This is a genomic window from uncultured Fretibacterium sp. (assembly GCF_938040765.1).
Taxonomy (GTDB): Bacteria; Synergistota; Synergistia; order Synergistales; family Aminobacteriaceae; genus CAJPSE01.
The window spans coordinates 1-2245 of the sequence record NZ_CALIAA010000138.1; the positions used below are offsets into that span (position 1 = coordinate 1).

Annotated in this window: 2 protein-coding genes and 1 pseudogene; all 3 read right to left on the reverse strand. The window is 62.9% G+C overall.

The genetic code is table 11. The features are described from left to right. Nucleotides 1–446, reverse strand: a 446-nt coding sequence (locus Q0176_RS05200) for a DUF3798 domain-containing protein (RefSeq protein WP_299299930.1), incomplete at its 3' end; no start/stop codon positions are given. A 151-nt stretch (nucleotides 447–597) separates the two neighbouring features. Then, on the reverse strand, nucleotides 598–1767 hold the full coding sequence (locus Q0176_RS05205) for a DUF3798 domain-containing protein (protein ID WP_299299932.1): 1170 nt from the start codon (nucleotides 1765–1767) through the stop codon (nucleotides 598–600). Between the two features lie 225 nt (nucleotides 1768–1992). Beyond that, nucleotides 1993–2245 (reverse strand): annotated as a pseudogene (locus tag Q0176_RS05210) (hypothetical protein); the annotation flags it as partial.

Genomic DNA, 2245 nt, shown 5'->3' on the forward strand with positions numbered 1-2245 from the left:
GTTTTGGCGCCCATCCTCTGCGCGCCGAGCGGGATGGTGTAGCCGCGGCTGATGTCGTCGGGGATGATGGCCAGGTCCGCGGCCGCGGTGATGACCGCCGGGTCCTCCTGAGCGGTCCCCGCGAGGAGGAGGATGTCGGGGCGCTTCTCCCGCACGCGGCGGAAGGCCTCGGACGTCCCTGGAATCGCCTCGTTGACGACGATGACCTTCATCCTGGGATCGTCCGCAAGGCCGACGATCTGGCCGATGGTCGTCTCCATCTCGGACATGAAGCTGTCGGGGTAGGTGACGTGGGCGACCATCCCGCCACGACCGGCGTCGCCGTATTTCTGCACCATCAGCTCCGCACCGCGCAGGCTGTCCTCGCTTTGAGACAGGGTGCCCGTCATGATGCCGATGTGAAAGGGCGCCTCCTCCGATGCCGCCGCGGCCCCCGCGAATAGCATCCCCGCCGTCAAGGCAAAAAGCAGAAAAGAGGTGATCCTCAATAAAAACGCCTCCTCAAAAACGATCCTCGGCAATGCCCCCACAGGAACAGAGGAGGGGACGCGATTGTCCCCTCCACCCTGCGGAAACGACCAATCCCGTTCGTCGAACCTACTTGCTGATCTTGAAGAACTTCTCCGGCACCTCGGTCTCCGCAACGTTCAGGTAACCCGTTCCGAATACGTAGGTGTCCTGCTGGACGAGGACAAACTTCTTGTTGCGTACGCCGGTCCCCGCGTCCGTGTAGTAGCTGGCGTTCCACTTGGCGCCGGGCGTGAACTCGTTGTAGCAGGCGATGAGGTCCTTCAGGTTACCCGATTTGGCCTTGCCCTCGACGATGCGCTTGCCGTACTCCGCCAGGGCTGCGCTGCTGGTGTAGCCGTAGGAGTAGGCCCATGTCCCCATGCGTCCCTTTCCGCCGGCCTTCTCCACGGCCTCCTCGACCTTCTTCAGGATCGCCGGCCAGTCGCCCTTCTCCTGGGACAGGTCGATGCCCAGCGCGCCGGGGTAGCCCATCAGCGGCGAGGGCAGGTCGGCCTCGACGAAGTAACCGCCCAGCTCGGCGATGCGCTTCAGCAGGGGCTCGGTGTGGGCGTCGTTGGTGCAGAAGAACGCCGTGTCCTTACCGTACTTCTCGATCCATGCGGGCATTTTTTCGAGGATGAACTGCTGCGCGCCCGCCACCCCCACGTCGCTCGTCGGGTCCGGCGCCGTCTCGGCCGCGAAGCGGATGCCCAGGTCCCTGCACGCGGCCTCCATGATGGCACGGCGCCGGCCCAGCGTCTCGTAGCTCATGTGGCGCGGAAAGGAGATGTGCACGAAGGTTTTGGCGCCCATCCTCTGCGCGCCGAGCGGGATGGTGTAGCCGCGGCTGATGTTGTCGGTGTTGACCGCCATGTCCGCCGCCGCGGAGATGACGCCCGGATCCTCATGGGCCTCGCCAGCGAAGAGCAGGATGTCGGACCGCTTCTCGCGCACGCGGCGGAAGCCCTCGGCCGTCCCCGGGATGGCCTGATTGACCACGATGACCTTCATCTTGGGATCGTCCGCGAGCCCCACCAGCTGGCTGATGGTCGTCTCCATCTCGGACATGAAGTTGTCGGGATAGGTAAGGTGGGTGATCATCCCCCCCTCGGCCGAATTGCCGTACTTCTGGATCATCAGTTCCGCACCGCGCAGGTCGTCCTCACTCTGGGACACGGTGCCCGTCATGATGCCGATGTGAAAGGGTGCCTCCTCCGCCGCAGCCGCGGCCCCCGCGAACAAAAAGACCACAAGCAATCCCCACAATGCGAATCTCGATCTCACAGCCGAAACGCCTCCTCACTGGTGTGTGATGCCGACGGCAAAGGACTGCCGGACGCCTCTTTGTCCGACAAACCAGCCGCCTTTTCAATTATACCAAAGCGCGACCGAAACGATCCCCCGGCCCCCCAAACTTCCGGGGGAGGAGGGGCAGAAGGACGAAGAGGGGGCCAGGTTTCCCCGCCCCCTTTTTCTCATTCTTTACTGACTGATTTTAAAGTACTTCTCCGGAATCTCGACCTTGGTCGACTCCATATACCCCCTGCCAAGGATGTAGGTATCCTGATAGAGCAGCACGTACTTCCTGTTCCGCACCCCGGTTCCCGCGTCCGTGTAATAGCCGGCGTTCCAGGTCGCGCCCGGAGAAACCTCGTTATAGCAGGCAATCAGATCTTTCATATTGTCCAGCTTGGCCTTTCCCTCGACGATCCTCTTGCCGAACTCCCCAAGCCCC